This is a genomic window from Klebsiella sp. CN_Kp104 (assembly GCF_040064515.1).
Lineage (GTDB): Bacteria > Pseudomonadota > Gammaproteobacteria > Enterobacterales > Enterobacteriaceae > Klebsiella > Klebsiella aerogenes.
Genome location: NZ_JBEAII010000004.1, coordinates 190,761 through 213,414 on the forward strand (window position 1 = coordinate 190,761; position 22,654 = coordinate 213,414).

At 50.9% G+C, this 22,654-nt stretch carries 12 protein-coding genes; 6 read left to right on the forward strand and 6 right to left on the reverse strand.

Annotation, left to right across the window (positions count from 1 at the left end; genetic code table 11):
• The first annotated feature begins 8 nt into the window (after positions 1-8).
• The 3 genes from ABLU80_RS08015 to ABLU80_RS08025 all read left to right on the forward strand — a co-directional run bounded on the left by ABLU80_RS08015 (position 9) and on the right by ABLU80_RS08025 (position 6,414).
• Positions 9-389 carry a hypothetical protein gene (locus tag ABLU80_RS08015; RefSeq protein WP_032712197.1) on the forward strand — a complete coding sequence of 127 codons (381 nt, stop codon included), beginning with the start codon at positions 9-11 and terminating at the stop codon, positions 387-389.
• Positions 386-3,421 carry a host specificity factor TipJ family phage tail protein gene (locus ABLU80_RS08020; protein WP_063422110.1) on the forward strand — a complete coding sequence of 1,012 codons (3,036 nt, stop codon included), beginning with the start codon at positions 386-388 and terminating at the stop codon, positions 3,419-3,421. The genes ABLU80_RS08015 and ABLU80_RS08020 overlap by 4 nt, the downstream gene beginning before the upstream one ends.
• 77 nt (positions 3,422-3,498) lie before the next feature.
• Positions 3,499-6,414, forward strand: coding sequence for a BNR-4 repeat-containing protein (locus ABLU80_RS08025; RefSeq protein WP_053040960.1), 2,916 nt, complete (start codon positions 3,499-3,501; stop codon positions 6,412-6,414).
• Between the two features lie 71 nt (positions 6,415-6,485).
• Here ABLU80_RS08025 and ABLU80_RS08030 read toward each other — a convergent pair whose 3' ends face one another.
• Complete coding sequence (locus ABLU80_RS08030) at positions 6,486-9,602, reverse strand: SGNH/GDSL hydrolase family protein (protein ID WP_348849883.1); 3,117 nt, start codon at positions 9,600-9,602, stop codon at positions 6,486-6,488.
• A 91-nt stretch (positions 9,603-9,693) separates the two neighbouring features.
• On the opposite strand from ABLU80_RS08030, the gene ABLU80_RS08035 reads away from it, so the two are divergent.
• On the forward strand, positions 9,694-10,266 hold the full coding sequence (locus ABLU80_RS08035; RefSeq protein ID WP_048228836.1) for a recombinase family protein: 573 nt from the start codon (positions 9,694-9,696) through the stop codon (positions 10,264-10,266).
• A 431-nt stretch (positions 10,267-10,697) separates the two neighbouring features.
• Here ABLU80_RS08035 and lpxP read toward each other — a convergent pair whose 3' ends face one another.
• Both lpxP and ABLU80_RS08045 read right to left on the reverse strand, forming a co-directional pair.
• Complete coding sequence (gene lpxP, locus ABLU80_RS08040) at positions 10,698-11,606, reverse strand: kdo(2)-lipid IV(A) palmitoleoyltransferase (RefSeq protein ID WP_048228835.1); 909 nt, start codon at positions 11,604-11,606, stop codon at positions 10,698-10,700.
• Between the two features lie 200 nt (positions 11,607-11,806).
• Complete coding sequence (locus tag ABLU80_RS08045; RefSeq protein ID WP_196796023.1) at positions 11,807-12,079, reverse strand: hypothetical protein; 273 nt, start codon at positions 12,077-12,079, stop codon at positions 11,807-11,809.
• A gap of 408 nt (positions 12,080-12,487) precedes the next feature.
• On the opposite strand from ABLU80_RS08045, the gene ABLU80_RS08050 reads away from it, so the two are divergent.
• Entirely contained in the window at positions 12,488-12,721 is a 234-nt protein-coding gene (locus ABLU80_RS08050) for a hypothetical protein (RefSeq protein ID WP_038998405.1), read from the forward strand.
• A gap of 19 nt (positions 12,722-12,740) precedes the next feature.
• On the opposite strand, the gene ABLU80_RS08055 is transcribed toward ABLU80_RS08050, so the two are convergent.
• From ABLU80_RS08055 to cspF, 3 genes are all read right to left on the reverse strand, one after another.
• Positions 12,741-21,323: a glucoamylase family protein gene (locus ABLU80_RS08055; RefSeq protein ID WP_348849884.1), complete on the reverse strand. Its 8,583-nt coding sequence runs from the start codon at positions 21,321-21,323 to the stop codon at positions 12,741-12,743.
• Between the two features lie 156 nt (positions 21,324-21,479).
• Positions 21,480-21,650: a YnfU family zinc-binding protein gene (locus ABLU80_RS08060; RefSeq protein ID WP_306305617.1), complete on the reverse strand. Its 171-nt coding sequence runs from the start codon at positions 21,648-21,650 to the stop codon at positions 21,480-21,482.
• A gap of 75 nt (positions 21,651-21,725) precedes the next feature.
• Entirely contained in the window at positions 21,726-21,938 is a 213-nt protein-coding gene (gene cspF, locus ABLU80_RS08065; RefSeq protein WP_071787615.1) for a cold shock-like protein CspF, read from the reverse strand.
• Positions 21,939-22,217: 279 nt separating this feature from the next.
• Between cspF and ABLU80_RS08070 the strand changes: the two genes are divergently transcribed.
• Positions 22,218-22,436 (forward strand): cold shock domain-containing protein, encoded by a 219-nt coding sequence (locus tag ABLU80_RS08070; RefSeq protein WP_023279058.1) that lies wholly within the window; start codon positions 22,218-22,220, stop codon positions 22,434-22,436.
• Positions 22,437-22,654 lie beyond the last annotated feature (218 nt).

Genomic DNA, 22,654 nt, shown 5'->3' on the forward strand with positions numbered 1-22,654 from the left:
GTTTCCCCATGTTTGAACCTGATAAATACCTTTCGGTCACCTGGCTGAAGGGCGGCAGAGTGTATCCGCAACTCGACTGCTTTGGCATCGTAAATGAGATACGACGCGACCTTGGATTACCCGAATGGCCAGACTTTGCAGGTGTGACCAAAGATGGCGGCGGCCTTGATAAAGAAGCCAGAAAGCTGATGTTGAAGCTTGAGCGTTGTGAACCATGCGTCGGCGCTGGCGTGGCGTGTTATTCGGGAACAATGGTCACCCATGTGGGGATTGTTGTTGAGCTGAACGGGTTGCTGCAGGTAGCGGAATGTAACCCCGGCTCGAACGTTTCTTTTATGCCGGTCTGGAAATTTAAACGGCGATTTATCAAGGTGGAATTCTGGCGATGACGATCAATATTTATCCCTCCCGGTTACCTGGCGGACCACTTGAAAGCCATCAGCATGCGCGCATAACCCTGCATGAGTGGATGCAGAGGAATGTCGAAAACTATGATCCCGGGCTGCCACAGCCAATCAGCGTTGAGATTGATGGCGTGCCCGTAGCATCAGAGGAATGGCCGCGGTGCGAACTGTTACCAGATACTGACGTGAAGATTTACCCCGTCCCTTACGCGACAGGCTTTGCCATTGCCGCCCTGGTTGTAGCGGTAGCCGCTGCAGCTTATTCCATCTACATGATGAATAACCTCGATACGGGAGCCTACGATTCATCTACGGGTAAGTCTCTGGACTTAAACCCGGCAAAAGCGAATACAGCAAAACTTGGCGATCCTATTCGGGAATTGTTCGGGCGTGCGCGGGTTTATCCGGATTATGTTGTTCAGCCGGTCAGTCGTTTTAACCCTGATGACCCAACCAGAATGACAGTTGAGATGTTGATCTGCGTGAGTCGTGGAAATGTGGCATTTGCTAACGGCGATATCAGGATTGGTTCGACGCCTATTTCCGCCCTGGGTGATTCATTCTCCTGGACACTGTATCCGCCGGGAGCGGATGTTTCCGGCGATCGCCGCAGTGAAAACTGGTTCAACTCTACCGAGGTGGGCGGAACGTCCAGCGGCAGCGGCCTTGATATGGCGCAGACGGCACCGGATTCATCCGATATTACCGCCGACAGCATGACCGTTTCGGGATCGTCGGTTTCGTTCACCGGGCTGAGCGATGATGATGGCGATGATTCTCTGCCTGAGTCCTGGGTGGAAGGTGCGCTGGTGACTATCATCGCGCCGACCAACTACCTGATTTCGTCTTCATCGGGTTACAGCGTCCTGTTCAGTGACACGCTGACTGAGATTAACCCCTATGCCGGCATGCCCGTTACGCTGGAAATTAACGGGGCAGAATATGATCTCTTCATCGCTACGTTCACGCCAAAGCAGGATGCTGTTCCGGGCGTGGGGGGATCGGCAGCTTCATTGCGCGGCAGTGCAGCCCCAACAACCTATGATTTTTCGACCAGCAGCCAGACGTTTACCCTGACTTGGCAGGCGACTACTTATACCGTTTCGCTGATCGCTAACTACGGCAATATGTCTGGCCTGCTGGCGGCAATCAATGAAGCGATAGCTGGGTCTAACCTGGTCGCGCAGGATGATGGCGGGGTAGTTCGCATCGTTGAGAAGTCCAGTCCGTGGCTGGGCGGCAGTATTACCGCCTCATCACTTCCGGTTTCCGTTTTCGGGGATAGTCCAGTTTTTACCGCTGGTACCGCATCCAGCGGCGGCAGCCCGGCGATCACCGCCAATGTTACCCTTGCTTATGGGAGTGGAAGCGGCGCGGCATTTTCCGGCATTCCTGAAGGGACGCAGCGGCTGTCGCTGGCGCATCGGGGAAATGAATACCGTATTGCCTCAGCAGATGGTACAACCGCGACGGTACAGCGAATGGTTAACGGAACCGTTGATAATACCTGGCCAGGCTACTCACCCAGGACGATGATTGATTACCAGGCGACCGGGATTAACGACAACAATAGCTGGATGGGCCCGTTTCTCGCCTGCCCGGATAATGAGGTGGTAAATGCATTTGAAGTGAATTTTTCATTCCCTTCCGGAATTTGCGGTTTCGGAAAATCCGGTGGCAAGAATTACCGTAACGTTGATTATGAAATTCAGTACCGGGTATATGGTTCTGGTTCGGGCTGGGTGAGCAAAACCGGACGGTACCGGATGAAGAACATTAATGCCCTGGGGTTCACTGAGCGATTTGAACTGGCTACCCCTGGACTGGTTGAGGTTCGCTGCCGGCGGCGTAATGAGCAGGGCAGTAAAAACTCCAGGGACTCTATGTACTGGCAGGCGCTGCGCGGCAGGTTACTGACCCGCCCGGCATCATATGCCGGTGTATCGTTAATGGCCGTGACGGTGGAATCTGGCGGCAAACTGGCGGCGCAGTCTGATCGGCGCGTAAACGTTGTGGCCACGCGTATTTATGATACCGGCGCCCCGCGGCGCATCTCCAGCGCGCTGTTTCATGTTGGTAATTCTCTTGGCCTGGCAATGGACACCGAAGCCATTAACACCCTTGAGGCAACCTACTGGACCCCGAAAAATGAGTATTTCGACTTCGCGACAGGTGACAGTGTCTCCGCGCTGGAAATGCTGCAGAAGATCACCACAGCGGGGAAATCATATTTCCTGCTGAGTGACGGGCTCGCATCTGTAGGCAGGGAAGGGATTAAGAACTGGTCCGGCATTATCAGCCCGCATGAAATGACCGAAGAGTTACAGACCACCTTCTCGGCGCCGTCCGCCGATGATTACGATGCTGTGGATGTCACTTATATCAATGGCACGACGTGGTCAGAAGAAACGGTGCAATGCCGGACTCCGGATAACCCCACACCGAGGAAAATTGAGAGTTATACCCTCGATGGGGTGCTTGACCCGAACCGCGCCTATCAAATCGGCATGCGTCGCCTGATGAAATACCTGTATCAACGGCTGGGCCATAACACGACAACAGAACTGGATGCGCTGGTCTATCAGTATGGCGATCGCATTCTGCTGACGGATGACATTCCGGGAAATAAAACAGTAAGTAGCCTGGTTATGGATATGGCCACATCTGGCGGTCAAACGGTATTTACCGTCTCCGAGCCACTGGACTGGTCCTTTGAAAACCCGCGCGCAATTCTGCGATACCAGGATGGTTCTGCCTCCGGGCTGCTGGTGGCCACCTTTGTCGGGGATTATCAGTTGTCCGTTCCGTGGCAGGCTGCTTTTGATGAAATTCTGCTGGACGATCCGAGCATCGAACCGCCGCGGCTGGTGTTCTGCAGCTCAACGCGAAGTGTCTACGATGCCATATTTGAGGAGATAGCCCCGCAGGCGGACGGAACCTGCCAGGTGACGACAAGACAATACAGCGACATTTTCTACCAATACGACGACGCCAGTTACCCCGGCAGCGTCTCTTAAAACCAAAAATTTCCCCGATTAACTTTCTTTCGCTCAAACCCTCGTTTGGGCGAAGCCTCTTTTTGGAGCAAAAAAACATGGCCTTTAACCCGCCGCTGGGATCGACCAACGCCGATGTTTTTATGGGCAACGTTCAACGTCTGGATGAACTAGTTAACGGTCCTGCAGCCGACGTTCCCGATCGTGCAGGTGACCCGCTATATTCCTGGCGCCTAACCCGTCAGAGCCTGATTCCTCTTAGCCGTCAGTACATGACACTTGCAGACGCACAGGCGGATATTGCCAACATTCCTGATGGCTCAGCGACCTATGTGCGCAGTGCTGACGGGAGTTCACTTGCGGATGAATATATCAACAACGGCGGAACACTGGAGGCAACCGGGCGTAAAATGCCGTCACAAAGTGGTATCGCCACGGCGATTAATTATTTACTGAGTGGTATTTATCCATCTGACGTATCCTCTTCATGGGAAATTACTAAGAATTTTGTCATTTTCAGGGATGGCACTTTTGCTGCTAATGACGCATGGGATGGGTATTTTGTTCCCTGCAAAGAAGGCGATCAGGCTGATTATTTTGGTGTTATCAACACAGTAACAGCTGGAGAAACAACTGCCTGGCTGATTCAGTGCGACAATAACAAAAACTACGTTAAGGTTCTGGCGGAAACCGTTTCGACAGGTGTTGCAACTGAGCAGGGAACTGTACACGGCGTTGCAACTCAGGAGGGGTATATTTATGTTCGCGTGCGTAATAGTGTAAACCCGAACTGGAATATCAACTTTCTCAAAAAGCATTTGATTACCACTGATGACTATTTGAACGGCATTTCTCAGCTTAACCAGGGGCTTTGGCCGGAAAGTGCATCATCTGTCTGGGAAATTACCCGCCAGTTTGTTTTGTTTTCTGGCGGTCTTTCCGGCTCTTATCCTGAATGGGATGCGTATTACATTCCTTGCAGCAAAGGGGACCAGGCTGAATATTCTGGCATTATTGATCTGGCAACCGCAGGGACCGTTACGGCATGGCTGATTCAGTGCGATACCGACAAAAAGTACGTGTCTGATTTAGCAGTCAATGTCACTACTGGTGATGCAACAAGGCAGGGCACGGTTAGAGGAACGGCTATCCAGGATGGTTATATTTATGTCCGGGTAAAAAATAGCGGGAATGCTGGGTGGTATATCAATTTCATGAAGAAGTTTCTGATTGCTTCTTCCGATGTTGGTATTGCTGGCGGGGTTGCTGAATATGACGTTTTAAAAGCTATCGGGGATAACGGTCAGTCCATTGATTACACCAAAAACGGCAATTACTATGTTTTTGGCGTCGTAATGCTGTATGACGGGACGATTAACAGCAGTGCCGGTAATGACTGGCTGGCGTATTACCTGCCAGTATCAAAAGGCGATCAAGTCACGATGTCCGGCATCTACGGTTCAGCGACCGTCGGCCAGCAAATGGCATATTTCATTCAGCTGGACCATGACAAAAATTTTGTTGCGCCCCTGGATATCTATATCAGTACCGGCGCCTCTGACGTCCAGTTAACCCGCAGCGTTATCGCTTCTCAGGATGGGGTGATGTATGTCAGGGTGCGGCGTGTACTGGGTGGCGTCGAACAGGCATACAGCGTTACAGCATTCCAGCGCAGCTACAAGCTGCTGCAGGACCTGTACGCTCTGCAAAATCAGGTTGATGACCTGATTAATAACGGGGCAGTGCAGACGCCTGTTATTGGTGCGACTCTGGAGCAGTTACCCGTAAAACTGGATAACAGATTTAACTACAACGCTGCCGTATATATTCAGGATAACGTTGTCACTGCCGGGAATTACACTTTCGCAGTTGGTACACGTGGGAACCGTCATCCCATCATCATGCGCAAAGAGAATCTCACCGGAGTGTGGACATATTTCGACCTTCACTATGTCACCGGAAACCCTTTAGCATCGCCAACCGAAGAAGATAGTCATAACGTTTACAGCCTGGGCGTGACGAAGGATGGTTATCTAATTGTCAGCGGGAATATGCACGCCAAACCGTGCCGGGCTGTTATATCCAATGCTCCATATGACATTACGGCATGGACGGCAATCAGTTATACCGCGTCAGCGGAGGTAACCTATCCTCGGTTTGTCAATTACCCGGACGGAACCACGCAGGCATTCTGGCGACAGGGGCTATCGGCTGCTGGTCAGTATTATTCAGCCCTGTTTAATGACACGACCAGAACGTTTGGACCTGTATTCCAGATTGCAGCAACAGACCTCAACGCGAACGCCTATGAACAACGCCTCGGTGTTGGCCGGGATGGTTCGCTGCACTTCTGCTTTGGCCTACGCGTCAATGCGAACACAGCAGATGCTAACCGCGGCCTGTACTATGCGAAATCGATGGATAAGGGACTGACATGGACAAACGCTGCCGGCACTGTAAATTACCCTGCACCACTGACAGAAGCCAACAGCGAGAAGATCGCTGATATCGCTCTGTATTCTGGTTATGTTAATCAGAATGGCGGCGCGTGTGATTATGACAGCCACTACCACACTTGCCTGTGGCAGACTGATGAGAATAACCATACGCAAATCGCTCATATCTGGTTTGACGGCTCAGACTGGCATGAGGAATTCGTTTCAAAGTTCACATTCAAGGTCAATACTACAAAGCCTCTACTGGACGGTTCCCTTAGTCGTCCGGCCATTGGCTGCAACAAGTATGGGAAAACATGGATATTCTATCGAACAACCGAAATGGGGCGCGATGGAGAAATCAGGGCAATCGATGTATCTGAGCCAGGTAACCCGGTAGAGCATATTGTTACCGGGTTCAATATGGGGACACTAGAGCTGGCGGTAAATACCAATACTCTGATGAACGATAACCAACTGCTGATGCTGGCAACTCGCGGTGCGATTGGTTATGCGGACCCTATGTACGCTCGATACACAGATGAGCCAGGGTATCTGTTAGTTGCAGTGATGCCTTAATAACCCCCACCCGATAACCGTATGCAAGAGTTACCGGGTGGGATTAAAGGGTCTCCCTACCAAATTCAACTTTATATCTGTGGAAGCAACATAGCCCTGATTAGTGCGGCTGCAATCGCATACCCACCAGTATCCGGGTCAGGATGCAATCCATCCCCCACCATCCACGGACGCGCGGAACCATAGGCATAATCTGCAGGGTGAACTCCGAAAGAGCTTTGCAGATTAAGGAATGCTACATCCTGCTCCCGGGAGAGTTCGTACATTTCCCGGGCATAGCTAGACATTGGGATAGTATTTCCTCCCGGACGGTTATTTTCTGCAGGACAAATCAGCATAATATCAGTGGTCGGCGACGCTGTGCGGAGGCGGTTAATCATCGTCAGGAGGTTTGATTTAAACGTCTCCGGAGTAATCTTCACCCCCTGGTCGTTTGTGCCCAACATGATGGTAGCCAGATTTGCTTTCAGGGTTGTAAATGCCGTCTCCCAGCGAGTTTCATCGGCATTCACCCAATTGTTAGTATGCGAACCACTACCACCAAGCTTATGCACGATGACACCCGGCTGCGTGGCGTTCTGGATACTGACGCCGTAAAGCACCACACTACCGGAAACCAGCGTTATCGTTACCGTTCCGCTACCTACAGTCGGCATCGACGGCATCGGGATCATCTGCATACCCGCTGCATAGGTGGACAAATCAATCTCCACCGGCGCTGCCATCCCTGGGGCGTTATAGCTGATTATTCCGCCGCCGCCTTCGGCGTAAAGCGTATAAGTGAACCCCAGGCTAAAGTCGTCATTCCAGGTCAGCGTCGCTCCTGCAGCAGCACTAGTGACTGATGAGATATCCAACCCGTTACCGGTGTTGTACTGGCAGGCGAAACCAGTTTGCGTTATCACCGTGCCGATAATATCGGTATTGTCGCCGAACTGGTCATAACCGAACGATCGATACCCAAAACCAATGGGCGGAACGGTGACCGTCGCCGCAGTACCGTTATAGAGATGCCATAATTTCTGCGCACATTTCAGGGCATAACGTACCTGCCCCCTTGTGTAGCTGTCACCAATCATCGCCCAGGAGAACTGCACATTACCGCCATAGGTAAGTTTGTTCAGTCGCATATGGGTTTCACGCAACCGTTCAAGTCCGTATGAGTCAGGAACGGTAGTATCTTCCGGTGCCGCACCGCCGCCAGTAACCGGAGTCCCGTCTGGCATCGTTGACAGCAAAGAGTAGGTAAATGCTTCATACGCCGTAGACACTTCACCCGCTTCCATCTGGAACGTATCGCTGATGGCAACGGACGTGGTGATCCGCACAAAATAGCAATCGGCAGGAGTGGTAATCACCCGGATATGCTGGCCCGTATCAGACAGAGAGCTGATGAACCCTTTATTCCTGGCATAGAAAGCGACGAATCGGGAGTCAGAGTTAAAGGCGAATTTCATCCCAGGTGTCACCGGGATAAAATCCGAGTAGTAGTACCGGGAATCAGGCTCATGAATTATGCCCTGCTCATCGATATAGCCAGATTTTCTGGTGTTTTTGTTATAGAGGTTTTTCCCCGATACAAGAAGCCCTTGCTGAACGAAGTTAATATCAAGCCCATCAGCGAGCACCATTTCCCCCGGAACTCTGAGTGCTGAACCATCTGAAGCTACCGGCTCCATCAGGTGCTGGTAATCAGCTCGCGGCGCGAGATAATCACCTTCTGACAGAAACATGGTTTCCATTACATTCTGTGCCAGCGTGATGCGTGCATAGGCAGAATTTTCAGGCGGGGTAAACTCGGTAACCAGTGAAAGCGTGGAGATGTACTGCTTGTCAGCATTGTAAAACGCCACAAACCGTAACTGAGCAGCGGCTTTATATTTCGTGGCAGGTATGACCCGGATATAGTCAGAATAGACATAGCCAGCCCCTGACGCCCCCTGTACGGGATAGACAGATCCCCATTCATTGATGTAACCAAAACTGGCAGCGTTCTTGTTAAACAGGTTTACGCCGGGGCCAAACAATATGGTCTCCTCCGGCTCCTCAGCGAACGTGACCTGTACACCGTCAAATGCATCAGGTGCAACCTGCCGGAACGGCTCGAACTCAGTAGCCAGGCTGTTCTCTTCAATCATCATCGCCGGAACAACCAGAGTAGGAACCTCAATGCGCATAAACACTGCGCCAGCAGGGATAACAAGTGCGGCTATCGTTTTCGAGCCATAACCATCAACTGCCTGCACACTGATAAACCGGCCTTTAGCATCGTAATACGCTGCCGCCCGCCACTGCTGGTTAGAGCAGTAGCTTTTGGTTGCGTCAATCTTCATATAGCCTGACACCGACATTGACGTGTCGCTGTTATTAGTTATCGTTCCGGTCGATGATAAATGCCTACCGTCAAATACCAGCGAGGGGTTAAAGAAGTTTTTCCCATGCGCAAAACCCAGCGCGACATATCCATTTGTGGTAGCACCATTAATGACAGGGCTGACGATGGACTCGTAATTCGTGTACGGCATCTGGCCGACGCCAAAGTTTAACTGGAATACATCCAGATTACTGATTAGTACAGAGACAACAACAAACGCTGCACTGGCTGGCGCTGTAAATGACGTCACACTGCTGACATCGGATAGGTACATGCCATCAGCATCAAAAAATGTCGCAACCCTGGTGTTGATTCGGGTTGTGTACGGGGCATCGCCAACAATGCCTATCCGTTCTGAATAACAATAATCCGGGTTTGCCGTCGGCACGCCCGAACCTTCGAACAAATAATATCCAGGGGTAACCGTATTTTTGTTGAAAAGATTAACGCCCGGGTTAATCAGTTCCGGCATGATGGCATCAACAGTTCGTTGCGATGGCATTTGACGCCCTGTAGGGGTCAGCGTGCCGGCATTATTAATATACTCGTCCGCCAGCGCAGAGCCATCCACGCTGCGAACATAGACGGCGCTCCCGGCAGGAATATTGGCAATATCCGCCTGTGCGTCTGCAAGTGTCATGTACTGACGGCTAAGAGGAATCAGGCTCTGACGGATTAGACGCCAGGAATATAGCGGGTCACCTGCGCGATCGGGAACATCAGCAGCAGGACCGTTAATCAGTTCATCCAGACGTTGAACGTTGCCCATAAAAACATCGGCGTTGGTCGATCCCAGCGGCGGGTTAAAGGCCATGTTTTTTGCTCCAAAAAGAGGCTTCGCCCAAATGAGGGTTTGAGCGAAGTCTCGGAGCTTTTTACAATCAGCTATTTCAAAGGGTTATATGATGCTGATTGGTTACGCCAGAGTGTCTACCGGGGATCAGAACCTCGATTTACAGAAAAACGCACTGATTCGAGCAGAATGTGAGCTGGTTTTTGAAGATATGGCCAGCGGGAAAAATGCCAGGCGACCTGGTTTAAAGCGTGCGTTGCGCAGACTCAAGCCTGGTGATGTGCTGGTGGTCTGGAAGCTGGATCGGCTTGGGCGCAGCGTGCGCGACTTAATAACCATGGTATCGGAGCTACAGCAGCGCGGCGTAAACTTTCGCAGCCTGACTGACTCGATCGACACGTCGACCCCTGCAGGCCGTTTCTTCTTTCATGTCATGAGTGCGCTGGCAGAAATGGAACGAGAGTTGATCGTCGAACGTACTCGCGCTGGTTTAGCCGCAGCAAGGGAGAAGGGGAGAATTGGAGGGCGGCGTCGGGTAATGACGACTGATATCGTGGAACATTGCCGCCGGATGCTCGCAAATGGAGCTACCCGACAGCAGGCTGCAGATGTTATTGGGGTTGGGGTAAAGACGATTTACAAATATTTCCCTGTAGCTGGCGTAGGGAATTTTGAGAATCAGTAATCGTCAGGGATGTTGGAGATACCGCCCCACACGATAATCAGGCCAAGTATAGTCATGGCAAATAAGGTTACAGATACGCCTGAGATGATTAAAAATGTCATATAGTTCCTTGAGGTGTGTGTTGTCATTCATTAGACAGCAGGAACTGTAGAAGGTTGTGAGCTTTACAAATTTCTGGCAATCGTTTTTTGGTTAAGTAAACGGCCAATGGCTATATGTAAGAGTTAGTTGGGAACCACCAAGTACTTACTCGGGAACCTCTTGGTAAAGAATTGCAGGGATAATCGGAGATAGTTTGAAGACTACTAAGATATTTCCCCGGAAAACATTGCCTCATCCTTATAAACTTAAGGATTTCAACGTGGTAAAGCCTGCTGCTATTACAAAGTAGTCAGCAAGATAGATTCATGGTACATGACAAGTAGAATGGTTCATTTATATAAAGAGGCTTCGCCTTCAGGACGCGTTTTGAATCTGCGATGCATCCACAGGTATTGCTCAGGGGCTCGGAGAATTTCATGCTCGATGATCTTATTCATATAACCCGCTGCGGCGACCTTGTCTTCCCCTGGATAGCCTGACAACGGATTGCTGATATACATGCGATAACCTTTTTTATCGCTACGTCGAATCATGCTAAGTGTGATCAGTTGTGCACCTGCGAGTTTTGACAGAGCATATGTTCCGTTCGTTGAGGCTGCTTTTTTTACCGAGAAAAAAGGTGCAAAAACGCTTCCCTTAGGCCCATAATCCTGATCTGGTGCAAACCACACGGCTTCACCAGCTTTCAATGCATGAACAAAACCAGATAAATTACGCCGATTAATCATCGCTTTATTTGAACGCATACGCCCTTTTGTCTGTACCCATTCCATTAATAGATTATTGTGTGGGCGATACGTTGCCATCATAGGATGGCATAAACCCATTACTCTTCCACACAACTCAAGGGACATAAAATGAATCCCGACAACCATTACCCCTCTGGTCGCACCGGTCAGGTTTTCAAGCCCTTCGACATCAAACCATTTTTTGACTCTCGCATCACTCCAGAACCAGGCCATTCCTGTTTCCATCAGTCCCAGTCCGAGAGAAACAAAGTTTTTATTGACCATCTGGCTCCGGGCAAACGGTGTCATCTCGGGAAAGCAGAGTTCGATATTTCTAATCGCAATTCCTTCCCGACGTTTCAGAAAGGGTCTGGATATTTTTCCAAGACCAGAGCCCAGAATATGTAAAACCGGGTAAGGAAGCTGAACGAGAAGCCACAGCAGACCCAAACCAGTCCAGGTAAGCCAGTAGCGGGGATGGAGTAAATTATAAGTAAAAGTCTGTGACATAAATTTCCTTAATGCTAATGGAGTTATAACGCAAAAGGGAAATGCTGAGAAAATTCGTCTTTAGCGATACTCATTCTTTTAGACAGTTTGAATTCGTATAAATTCAGAAGAAACAATTTCAATTACTGGCAACAGTTTTTGAATAGTCAAGGATACATTGTAAATCAGCAAAGTTATGCTGTTATAACTTCATGGGTTTTTCATTGATATTCAAGAAATTGTCTTCTGGATTCATCATCATCAAGGTACTCAAAAGAAAGAAGGCGAATTTTGGTAAGTTTATAAAACCACTCACAATCGTTTCGTTGAATAATTTCGCCTGGTTTGAAACATATCCCGGATGCCTCCCGGATAATCGCATATTTACCATTACTAAACCTGACCCGGTGAATACAGAAAGGTTGGCCAGCCTGCCCGTGACAGCTGTTCGACAGGATATGTCCTTCAATAAAAAGCGATTTTTTAGATTTCATTATCATGCCTCAACAACTGCAGTACAGGAGAAATGTGGTCATTTCCCGATATCACTTACGTTAAGTGGAAGAAGCTGATCAGCCGCCGATACACCAGCATTCTGAAGGTCTGAACAACAGTCCGCAGGCAGGGCACTCAAGAACCGCATCTTTTCTTAGCTTACCTGCTTTCTGATCAGCTCTGTGTGCGCATACCGGGCAGGCAACATGAACCGGTCTTTCTTTAAAATATCTGAGCCCTTTTGTATAAGACATAAATGATTCTCTGAGGAATACAGTAATTATTATACGCTTTGATATAAAAATAACTGGCATAAGTTATGTTAAGTTGTGTCTGAATCAGGATGTAAGATATTGAAAATTGAACGTCTGATTTATGATACACTATCCTTCCGTGAGAAATTTATGATGAAATCAGAAGACACCCTTGACTGGTATCCGGCACAACTACCGCCTGTGAAAATTATTCTTGGCGAAGCCGTGCTGGCTGTGGGTAAACAGGGCCGACCGATTAATACCCGCACCTTGCTGGAATACCTTCAGGTCATGCAGGAAAAACAAAAAAGGCGGGATGACAAAATCGCCATGCAGACTGCGATTGATGTTCTCAGGGATAATCAGCGCATTAACGGCAGACGTTAATGCACCTCCGGGATCAGTGTCAGTTCTGAATGATCTCAACCGTATGGTTTTGTCCATCATCCTTCAGCGGTATTCTGTCATCAGGGAGGAGAACACCATCCAGCGTCACGGAATATTCTGCATCGCCGCGTGAGACACTAATCTGATAGTGGCTTTCACCATACTGATAAGCAATAGAAAAAGACGGCCACGCATCCGGTAATAGGGCATGAACTCTAAAGTCAGTGCCGGTGCGTTTTATCCCCAGTAATTCCTCGGTAAGTAAACGCCAGGCCCAGCCTGCAGAACCGGTGTACCAGCTCCAGCCTGCACGACCAGTATGGGGAGCGACGCTGTAGACATCAGCACTCATGACATAAGGTTCAGCTTTATAAATCCCGACAGAGCCCGCATTGAGAGTATGATTTACAGGGTTGAGCATTGACCAGAGTTGCCAGGCTCGTTTGGCATTCCCCATCCGGGCAAATGCCATCACGGCCCAGATGGCGCCATGAGTATACTGCCCTCCGTTTTCCCGCACACCGGGCAGGTACCCCTGTATGTAGCCCGGATTTGGACCGTGTCCGTTGAAAGGAGGCGTTAACAGTTTGATCAGCCCGCCTTTGTTATCCACAAGGTGCTTATCCAGCGCCTGCATGGCCTTTGCGCACCGTCCCGGGCTCGCGGCACCGGACAATACAGACCAGCTCTGCGCAATCGCATCAATCCGGCAGTCCTGTGAGGTTTTCGATCCCAGGGGAGTACCATCGTCAAAATACCCGCGCCGGTACCATTCCCCATCCCAGGCGTGGGCTTCGAGATTGCTTTGCAGGCGCAGAGCCTGTGAATGGCACATCGCGGCGACGCTTTCATCCAGCCTGCGCTCCGCCAGCGCTGCAAACCGCTGCAAAATGTCGTACAGGAAGAAGCCCAGCCAGACGCTTTCACCTTTGCCTTCGATACCCACCCGGTTCATCCCGTCATTCCAGTCACCAGCCCCCATCAGCGGCAGGCCATGCCCCCCGAACCGAAGTCCATGGCGAATAGCTTTGACACAGTGTAACCAGAGAGTCTCTCCGATGCCGCTGATGACCGGCGTGTCATAGACAGACTCTTCACCAGGCGGAAGCAGGCGCCCCTCCAGATAAGGAATGTGTATTCCCAGAGCCTCCATATCCCCCGTCGTTTCAACATAGTGGCAAACGGCAAGCGGCAGCCACAGGTAGTCATCTGAACAACGGGTACGGACACCGTTACCGTGTGGTGGGTGCCACCAGTGCTGCACATCCCCCTCGATAAACTGCCGGGAGGCACAGAGTATTATCTGTTCACGCAACCGGTTCGGATCAGCATGGCTCAGTGCCAGTGAATCCTGCAACTGATCGCGAAAACCATATGCACCGCCAGACTGATAGTAACCACTGCGGGCCATAAGGCGACAGGCGACTGTCTGATATAACAGCCAGCCATTGACCAGTAAATTTACTGACGTGTCGGGGGTGTTAACCACGATTTTATCGAGCACATTGTGCCAGTGGTTATGAATCCGGTTCAGCTCCTGGCGGACTGTATCCTCGTTCATGTAATGGGCCAGCGTCTCATTAGCACAAACATCATTCTCTTCTGCGCCGAGGATAAAAATAAACGTCCTCTGATCCCCATCAATTAATGTTACCGTCGATTGTACCGCCCCGCATGGATCCAGACCGGCGCCCGTGTTACCTGAAAGCCTGCGCAGTTTCATGGCTGACGGCGCGTGAAGGGAACCATTACGGCCAATAAACTCCCGACGGTCCCCGGTCAGCGAACAGTCATTACCGCTGACGGCAAAAAATGCAGTTCGGCCTTCACCATTATCACCATAAAAGTTGTTCGCCAGCACCCCGCAACCGCCAGACGTTCTGGCCGCATGTGTCACAATGTGAGGAGCTGAGCGAGTTCGTGATCCTCCGAGCGTCCACTCTACATAACCTGTGACGGAGAGTTGACGTGTCCGTCCCGAAGAGTTACTGAGTGTCAGGAGCACCAGTTTAACTGGCGCCTCTTCGGCAACCAGGACCGTCAGCTCGCTGTCTATTCCACTCTCTCGATGGGCAAAAACGCTGTAGCCAAAACCATGCCGGGTCAGGTAATCACCGTGTCCGCGAACAGGCAACGCTGTCGGTGACCAGTTTTCCCCGGTCTCTTCATCACGCAGATAAAACGCCTCGCCAGAGCGATCGCTCACAGGATCGTTTTCCCAGGGTGTTAACCGGTATTCATGGGCATTCTCATACCAGGTATAGGCCTGTCCTGCCTCTGAGATCACGCTGCCAAAACGGGGATTTGCCAGTACGTTTGACCAGGGAGCCGGTGTCTGCGCATTTTCCCGCATAACAATTTGATATTCCCGTCCATCCTGAGAAAATCCACCGAACCCATTGAAATAGCATAACTGACTGATATCGGGGGGCAAGTCCGTATGTTGATTACGCTCGCGCACTGCACGCGGCATGAATGCTATGACCGGCGATTTCAGGGTATGGATACGCTGGTTAAGCTGTTCATTAATACTCCCTGCGCGGTCATCAAGATAAAGACAGGCCACGCTCATCAGAAGCAACTTATCTTCTGCGGAGAGATGCTCGCCATTACGGACAAAAAGACCGCCCGTTTTGTCCAGCAGACTGGCTTCAGACCCCGCATAAATTAATTCCATAATTTGATTTTGTAATCCCTGCTGGTAGCCACCGGGGCTGTTATTCAGGATAACCAAATCAACATCCAGTCCTTTCTGTCGCCAGTAACGGTGTGCCTGAATCAGTGTGGTCACTGAGGCGATACTTTCTTCGCCGGTTATACTGAGCAGTACTATCGGCAGATCGCCTGAAATTGCCCAGCCCCACAGACCGGACTGACCACGCCGGTTGCGGCTGATCACCTGGCCTTCAGCGCGTAGCTCCTGGACAGGGTAAAGCACAGCACTGGCGAGACGATTAAACAAAGTTGCATCATCTTCACTGGCATTCATCTGGCGTAATACCACCAGACTGTGAGACCAGGCCAGTTCAAAGACGCGATCGGCAATAGGGTAATCGCGATATTTTTCCAGCAGGGCCAGGCTCTGCTGGCGGTTCTCGCTGATACCATAAACGATATCAATCGTAACCGGCTGCCCCGGCTGTAGAGTGATGGAGTGACGTATAGCCAGTATCGGATCCAGCACTGACCCCGACGTGTTGCTGAGCGTCCCTCCCGCCTCTATTGCCTGGGCATTCGCAGGATTTCTGCCACGTCCAATAAACCTTGCCCTGTCCGTTTCAAACGACACGTTATTTCGGTTATCGCCGTGCACCACCATCATGTGAAACAGGCAAGGACCCGGTTCATCCGGTGAGCGCGGGCGCCGGTGGCAAAGAATAGCGTCACGCTCAGGAGCCAGCTCAGTCTGAATAAACAGATTGCTGAATGCCGGGTGTGCCAGATCGCTGGCAGCCGCTGCCAGGACCACTTCAACATAGGTTGTCAGCTCCAGAGAGCGAGGCTTGCGACCACGATGAATCAGTGTGAGCCGTCGCAATTCAACATCATCCTCCGGAGAGATCACCACCTGAGTTTTGACGCTGAGTCCCCCGAAGCTGCGTCTGAATTCTGCCCCCGCATCGGTGAATAACACTTCCTCGTCTTGTCCGCTGATGTAGCCTGTCGGTTGCCAGGTATTGCTCCACACATCTCCCGTCTGGGTATCGCGGATATAGCAGAATGCTCCCCAGTTATCACGGGTGGTATCACTGCGCCAGCGTGTTATTGCAATATCGTTCCAGCGACTGTAACCGCCGCCGGCTGCGGTCAGCATCAGATGATAATGGCCGTTGGACAGAAGTTGAATATCCGGGGCAGGGGTATCCACGCTATAGAAAATACGGGGTTCATAGCGGATGGGTTTGACCCTGCCCTCATGAGATTCAAAATGACGGCGCGGACTGTACAGATCGACCGCATCCGGCACGCGCTCCTGTAACAGCAGACTCGCTGACCGGAATACCGTACTGGACATAAAGCGTTCAGTCATGGGGGCGTCAAGCAGCACATGAGCCAGCGCCTGAAATGCCATACCCTGGTGATGCGCCATCCAGGACTGTACCACCGCATAGAGCTGACCGGTTGCAAGACGTGAGGGGGTATAGTCCAGCGCTTCATAAAAACCGTATTCTCCGCGTGCACCATTTTTTTGCAGCCTGAACAGGTTCTCACAGGCTTTCTGCGGGGAAACCATCAGCGCCAGCAGCGTGGCGTAAGGAGCAACAACCATGTCATCGGCAAGCCCCCTGCGCAGACCGAGCCCCGGTACGCCAAATGCCTGATACTGATAATTATGCTGAACATCAAAAGCATGATAGCCAGACTCTGAAACACCCCATGGTACCCCGCGTTCTTTCCCCCAGTGAATCTGGCGCATAACCGCCGACTGACTCATTTCATCGAGCAGGCTGCCGGGCCAGGTGGGCATCACCAGATTCGGCATCAGATATTCAAACATGGATCCGCTCCATGACATCAGGGCCGTTTCATTATCAATCGTGGTAAACAATCGACCCAGCGCGTACCAGCTTTTAAGAGGCAGCTGATTAGTCGCAATGGCAAGAAAACTGGTCAGGCGGATTTCAGACGGCAGGAGATCGTAGTGGCTCTTGTCAGGCGTATTCGTGTCACAGTTATAACCGACGCTGAGCAGACTGGTTGCTTCACTGTACAGAAAGGCGAAATCCATCCGGGCATGCTCATCCAGCCGCTGTTCCAGCTCGGAGACAATATTGAGTCGCATCCGGGCCTGCTCCGCCACTGACGCCGGAGGCGTTTCTGTACCGGTTAATGTCGGACGGGCAAGCTCGCTCAGCGTCGGCAGCGTCTGTTCATTCCAGGATACAGGTAACCAGCCAAGCAACAGAGACCACTCATGGCAAAGCTGAACCAGTTGATGCTCCAGATGTCCAGCCCAGCGCATCTGAAGAGGAGATCCCTGATGACATGCGCTGGTCAGATGGTTGCACTGGGTGCGCATGCTTTTCAGTTCGCTGATAAACGCCTGCGGAGAGAGCGACACCGCATTCAGGCAATGCTTGCGCAGCAGTCTCAGGCTGTCAGGTGGGTTCTTACCCCACTGTTTTTCCAGAATATCCAGCGTATCGTTCAGTCCTGCCAGTATCTGTTGGCTGCTTAAAACAGGCTGATGACGCATGGCGGACAGGCCTGCACGCAGGGTCAACAAATGCCCGGCCATGTTGCCGCTGTCGACGCTGGAGATATAGCGTGGACTGAGGGGGACCAGCGTACGGGTGTCATACCAGTTGTAGAGATGGCCCCGGTAGTGCTCCATTTTATCCAGCGTGTCGAGCGTGAGCGACACGCGCCGGAGCACCTCTCCGCCAGGCAGGTAGCCAAAGTCCCATGCCGTCAGGTTAGCCATAAGGGAAAGACCAATATTGGTAGGAGAAGTTCGGTGTGCCACCGTCGGTTGTGGTATTTCCTGATAATTATCAGGCGGAAGCCAGTTCTCTTTTTCTGTGGCAAAGGTTTCAAAAAATGCCCAGATTTCACGGCTTGTCTGGCGTAACAGCTGTTTTTGTTCCTGACCTGGCGAAAAAACCTTACGCACGGGCTGACGACTCAGCCAGCTCATCAGCAGCGGGGCCACACACCATACCAAACCGATCGGTAACACAATCCCCAGCAGCTGGGGGGCCAATTTTCCGGTCAGAATTATCAGCGTCACGCCACCGGCAACATTCAGCCACATCGCCTGATAAAAACGTGCAACAGTGGATCTGGCCTGACTGCTGTCCTGGCTGTGGCTGACCCACTGGCTGAGGTGACGCCTGCTTATCCCCAGTCGCCATAGCGTCACGGCGATCGCTTTCAGAGAATATCCGGCTTCGTGCGGCAGTATCGCAAAATTAAGGCTGATACCTGACAGACGCTTCAGCGCGCCCGCCCCTACAAGTAACAGATGCGGCTTCAGGCGGCGGCGCAGAGGTTTATTGAGAAGGTCATGGGTGATGCAGAGGAGGGCTGGCAACAGCCAAATCAGTGACAGTATGCACAGCCAGTAAACCGGATTGGGAACCCAAAGCAGGGTGAAGTAGAGCAATACCACTAAAGAGGGGGCGACCAGGCTGCGACGCAGATTGTCGAGTAATTTCCAGTAAGAAAGCGCGGTCAGTGGATTCCGGGTACGGGTTCCATCGGCTTTTCTGACGTGTGGTTTCAGCCAGTTAAGCAGTTGCCAGTCACCCCGGATCCAGCGTGAACGGCGTGCAACGTCCGACAGATAATTATTAGGGTACTGTTCGTAGAGTAACACCTCACTCAGCAGACCCGAGCGCGCATAGCACCCTTCGAGGAGATCATGGCTGAGAACCAGATTTTCCGGGCAGGTATTGGCAGTGGCCTGCATAAAAATGTCAACATCGTAAATCCCTTTGCCCACGAACGACCCTTCCCCAAAGAGATCCTGATAGATATCCGAAGACATCATAGAATAGGGGTTATTACCCGGTATGCTGCTGCGCAGGGCGGCGTAACGCCCCTGACCGTTACGTGGTATCTCCTCAGCAAGACCGGGTTGTAAAATACCAAATCCTTTGACCACCCTCTGGCGTACCGGATCATACTCTGGCGTATTCAACGGATGGGCCATCGCCGCGACCAGTTTGTGAGCCGTATCGCGCGGCAACACCGTATCACTGTCCAGGGTAATGACGTATTTTATGTGACCCGGTAAAAGGTGGGCAGGCATGTCTGCAACGCTGACGAATTGCGTTCCGGGATGGCGCAACCAGCTGTTCAGTAACGCCAGTTTTCCCCGCTTGCGTTCATAGCCCATCCACGCTCCTTCCGAGGGGTTCCATTCAGGCTGACGATGTAACAGATAAAAACGTGGTCGGCCGGAGGGGTAGCGGCGATTCAGCACCTGCGTATCAGCGATAGCCTGTCTGAGCAGCGCGTGACTTTCCGGCGAGGGTTCATTTTCAGAATCTGCAAAATCAGTGAGCAGCGCGAACCTGAGATTTTCGTTTTCATTCCCCAACCAACAGACTTCAAGACTGGAGAGGAGCTGGCTGAAACTTTCGTGGCTGGTCAGCATGCAGGGGATGACGATCATGGTGGCACTGTCAGCGGGAATGCCGGTTGAAAAATCCATCCCCGGCAAGGGGCGAGGAACGCGAAAACGGGTGGTTGCGTCACTGAGTAAATCACTCATTAACTGAGTTAAAGCGATAACCAGAGGTAATATCACCGCGATTAACAACCAACCTGCGCCCTGCATGGCAGTTTCGTGCAATATTGCCGCGGTCGCTGCGGTTGTCAACAACGCCAGGCTACCAAGCCATGACAGCAGGGTTATTCTGTTGAAACTGTGCCGCAAGCGTATGAGTCTTGAGGTGTCTGCCAGGAGATGTATATCCAGTGCCTGTCGACCTTCGCCGGCGAGATAATAACCAACATGATGTTCCGGTGTATTGGGGGCTTTTTCCTCTGAAAGCGCCAGCACCCTGTCAGCAACCTCAGGCTCGCTGAGCCCACTGTCTCTGGCCAGAACCTCAACTACGTGCCGGTAATGATCCCGGGTATTGAAGTGCATCCGGGGATAGATACCGGCAGGATCATTGCTTAATACCTGTTCGACGACGCTTATCGTTTCGGCGAAATCAGCCCAGTCCGTTTCACCCAGTAATCGCAGACCTGCGATGCTGTTACTGACAGACAGCTGGCTGGCGGCAAGCTGTTGATTGAAGTTATTTATGAGAATGTCAGTGGTGACTCCCTGTTCCCGAAGGCACTGATCAACCCAGGTAAGAGGTAACGACAGCGCGTTGCCGTGCCCCTGCAGACGCCGCACCAGTTCTGCGACAAACGCGCTGGATAACGGAGGACGGGAGCGCGCCAAATCGGCAACCACCATAATTAAATCACCAGGCGCACTCTCTGCACATTCGAAAATCCTGGTTATCCACGTATCTGCCAGGTTTCTGTCCTGTTGCGCTTTTATCACTTCCATACTGATACGACGAAGATTTTCAATCAGCGCCAGTCGAAGCATTCCCGGTAATGCCCAGACTTCACCCAGCGTCAGCGGCGTCACCTGTTGATAGGCAGCGAGATAGCTGGTCAGACTGGTGGCATCCCAGCGGCCATCACCGTGAGCAATGGCCTCTGATGCGATATGATAAATTCTTGGGCAATTCAGCGGCGACATCAGCGACGGGAGACCTTTACCAAAACTTTTCGGCAAGTGCTGGCGGACGGTACGGATTTGTTCCTCAATCAGATAATAATTGTCCAGCAGCCACTCCCCGGCGGGCATGATACTGGTCTTTTTACCTGCATTAAGCTCATAGCAGTTTTGGGTGATAACGGCCTCATTGTCGCCAAGCCGTTTCAGAAGATAATAGGGATGTTTATCCGGTGATACTTTATGGGTCCGCGCCAGCTTCTGACCATAGCGTTCCATCTGGGCAGTCGAAAAGAGTTCTGACCGCGGAGTGCTTTCGCTTGCAGGATCGTTCGCCGAAAACGTTACGTTTTCGGCAGCATTCACCGGAATACGGGAGCGGTTAAACCACGCTCTGGGGTTCATTTTCATAGCATTGCTCTGATGCGACATTAGCGCGCAGGAGCAGTTGCGAAATCAGTTCAGAAACGTTCTCTCAGGATGGGCGTAAGGCATCAGGGATTTAACAGCTGCTGGGATTTAACTTAAGTATAGAAGATGGTTCTGTCCACGGCGGATCAGTTGATACTAGCGCCGTGAGATAAACAGGGCTTTACACCGAGGGCAAAGCATGGCCTGATTGCGCCGGATTTTTGCCATCGGTTGAACTGATTTGAAACCACAAACAGTGCAGACAACAGTGGCAGTAGATGCACCGCTGAAGAATTTCATTGCGTAATTGATAATAGACATAACCATTAACCTTTCAATGAATGAACTTCACCGTATCACATATGGTTAAGTTTTAATCTGTTTATTTTGTGACCCTGAAATTCAGGAGAGGTAAATGTTCGCAGCCACAGGCCCTCTGGGACCATTGATCCGACAGAATTCTATGCGGCTTCCTGGGATGAGTAATTCTGATTCGCGGGAGTTAACGGCTGAAATGTGAAGCAGAACATCTTTTCGCCCATCTGAAGGGATGATGAGGCCTTTACCACTGAGAATGTCAAAGCTTTTGACAATGCCTGTCATTTTATGGGACAAGTCGATTCCTTATTAAAAACACGTAAAGACTATACATTCAAAATAGTATATTGCCACACTTAATTTTCCTGCAGGACTTCTGGATGGCTAAAAAATAATTTGCGTATTAGTATCTCCCGTGTCTTAATGAATCCTGTTAGTTCAATGTACAAACGAACGTTAAACATTTTCTGGTCAGTCCTCATTACCAGGCGCTATCGCTGATATCCCCTCCTTTTGAGTCATACCTTTAATACTATACGTTTACTATTAATACTATCATGTATAACGGGAGTCAGTATGTCCACAAGAATTAAAGGTTTGGTAAAATGGTTTAACGAAGATAAAGGTTTTGGTTTCATTTCACCTCTTGACGGAAGCAAGGATGTCTTCGTCCATTTTTCCGCACTCCATGGTGAGAATTTCAATACCTTATTTGAAGGGCAGAAAGTTGAGTTCGCCATGCAGAGTGGTGAAAAAGGGCCTGCTGCTACAAACGTAATACTTTGCGATAAATGAAGATTTGTGGGCCCGCGACAACGATGAAGGATTATTCCTGAGTAGACAGGTCCATAAATTAAATCAGAGAAAGTCGGTTGTTTTTTTAATATCAGGTCAACATGTTTTTCGCAATTATGAGTGTGCTGACCGATGTGATGAAGTGCAGGACTGCTGCCTGAAAGCCTGAAAGCCTGAAAGCCTGAAAGCCTGAAAGCCTGAAAGCCTGAAAGCCTGAA

Coding starts and splice junctions, on each gene's coding strand:
- ABLU80_RS08015 (WP_032712197.1), top strand. CDS start 9: ATGTTTGAACCTGATAAATACCTTTCGGTCACCTGGCTGAAGGGCGGC.
- ABLU80_RS08020 (WP_063422110.1), top strand. CDS start 386: ATGACGATCAATATTTATCCCTCCCGGTTACCTGGCGGACCACTTGAA.
- ABLU80_RS08025 (WP_053040960.1), top strand. CDS start 3,499: ATGGCCTTTAACCCGCCGCTGGGATCGACCAACGCCGATGTTTTTATG.
- ABLU80_RS08030 (WP_348849883.1), bottom strand. CDS start 9,602: ATGGCCTTTAACCCGCCGCTGGGATCGACCAACGCCGATGTTTTTATG.
- ABLU80_RS08035 (WP_048228836.1), top strand. CDS start 9,694: ATGCTGATTGGTTACGCCAGAGTGTCTACCGGGGATCAGAACCTCGAT.
- lpxP (WP_048228835.1), bottom strand. CDS start 11,606: ATGTCACAGACTTTTACTTATAATTTACTCCATCCCCGCTACTGGCTT.
- ABLU80_RS08045 (WP_196796023.1), bottom strand. CDS start 12,079: ATGAAATCTAAAAAATCGCTTTTTATTGAAGGACATATCCTGTCGAAC.
- ABLU80_RS08050 (WP_038998405.1), top strand. CDS start 12,488: ATGAAATCAGAAGACACCCTTGACTGGTATCCGGCACAACTACCGCCT.
- ABLU80_RS08055 (WP_348849884.1), bottom strand. CDS start 21,323: ATGAAAATGAACCCCAGAGCGTGGTTTAACCGCTCCCGTATTCCGGTG.
- ABLU80_RS08060 (WP_306305617.1), bottom strand. CDS start 21,650: ATGGTTATGTCTATTATCAATTACGCAATGAAATTCTTCAGCGGTGCA.
- ABLU80_RS08070 (WP_023279058.1), top strand. CDS start 22,218: ATGTCCACAAGAATTAAAGGTTTGGTAAAATGGTTTAACGAAGATAAA.